Annotated in this window: 1 rRNA gene; it reads right to left on the bottom strand. The window is 40.1% G+C overall.

Going from position 1 to position 1,749, the window contains the following annotated elements:
* Nucleotides 1–1,624: 1,624 nt before the first annotated feature.
* Nucleotides 1,625–1,740 (bottom strand): 5S ribosomal RNA (rrf, locus tag AB4135_RS07790).
* Nucleotides 1,741–1,749 lie beyond the last annotated feature (9 nt).

Here is a 1,749-nt window from a genome sequence, read left to right as displayed (position 1 = left end):
CGATGATTTCTTAAGCAGAAGTCACTACCCGAAGCCCTTAAAGCGTTTGTCACCTGAGGTTAATTTCCGAAGAAGTTAACCTCTCTAACACCGCTGCAAGTCCCGTACTACCTAAGTAGTTGGCCTGCTGTGCCGTGTCAGTGGATGCGCATTATAGGGAAATCCTGACAGAGCGCAAGCGCTTTTATCAATTAAAACAACCTTTTTTAAAAGCCACAGATAAGACACATCATACACACTACTTACCCCCAACTTTATCCACAATACAGCGCAATGTTTAAACCTGGAACTTCAAAGCGGGATAATGAGTCTAGTACAGTATTAAGAACTTGCACTACATTTACTGCAAATACTCTTAACTTAATTTAGTCTTCTAAAACTCTGGATAGCTGCGTCAGTCATGGCTACTTATATAAAATGACTGACAATGGATTAGTTAAACCGAATTAGCAGCTTAGATTTATAGATATCAGCTTTTCGAGCCCTAGAGATTAAAGCAATAAAAGCACCTCAGGCAATAATTGATTTATCTCTTAAATGCCGAATAGCTTCTAAAAAATGGCAATACACCACCTAATAACTAAACTCTATTTCATCTGCCTTCTCGCAATTTCCATAAATATCGCTCGCCGAGAGAAGCAATATGTCCAGAGCGTTAGATTCTTTCTTTCATAGATTAGTAGCGCTATATCCCCAGATTAAAAAATTGTACTTATCGCTCACCAACGAATCATGCACAAAAATCGTCACTAACTAGATACGTTCACACTCTAATCTCGGATATTTCGATCTATTGATTAGCAATTCGATAAATGTCGACTTTCATAGCGCCATGTGGATAGTAGATCCCCCCTTAACTATAGTGCTAACGTTCACCCATCACTATTAAGCCTGAACCTAAACGCTATACTCACATAATACTCGGTATACCTTAGTCATCGATAATCGACACTGAAACTCAATCTTCAATCTGCTCTAGCCGTCGAGCTTACGAGACATATAAGCACTTTACATTAGCGAAGAGCTTTATCGCATTTCTTTCGAAATTAGAGTAATAAACTATTGGTCGTTAGAAATAACTCATTCATACATGTACACATAAATCTCACTACCATCAATACAGCCCTACGCAATAGCTAAGCCACCATCGTAGCAACTAAAACTTCAAATAATAGAGATAAGAAAACCCACTATCTAATGGCAGACTGAGTTCCTAAATAAACTTTTACCAATGGCCTACTAAGTATTGTCTCGAAAGAACACATGGGTATCTATGCCAAAGCACTGCATGCACAGAAACCAACAAGGATTTGGGGGTTCTAGTAAACGGACGAGCAATTTACAGCTTACACTTTTGCTATCGCGATACTAGATCTACGCCTCACATCGGTGTGAGGAGTGCCGATTATGTACTTCTGTATGATCTATTGTGTTTCATAGAAGTAAGACATCCACACCTTGGCGGTCAAATACAGGGAATAGAGTAACCCAAGATCAATTCCCAAGGATGCAATAATCAAGATAGTACAAGCTCGGGATAGCTCATTAGTGTAACAACTAGATAAGTCAAATTGCAGACGTGAAAAAGCCCGTTGCATTAGCAACGGGCTTTCTCGTATTAGGCGCCTGGAAATGACCTACTCTCACATGGGGAAACCCCACACTACCATCGGCGATACTGTGTTTCACTTCTGAGTTCGGAATGGGATCAGGTGGGACCACAGCTCTATGGTTTCCAGACAAATTTGG

This window comes from Shewanella sp. 10N.286.54.B9, assembly GCF_041468565.1.
GTDB lineage: Bacteria > Pseudomonadota > Gammaproteobacteria > Enterobacterales > Shewanellaceae > Shewanella.
This window is presented reverse-complemented; position numbering and strand designations above follow the sequence as displayed.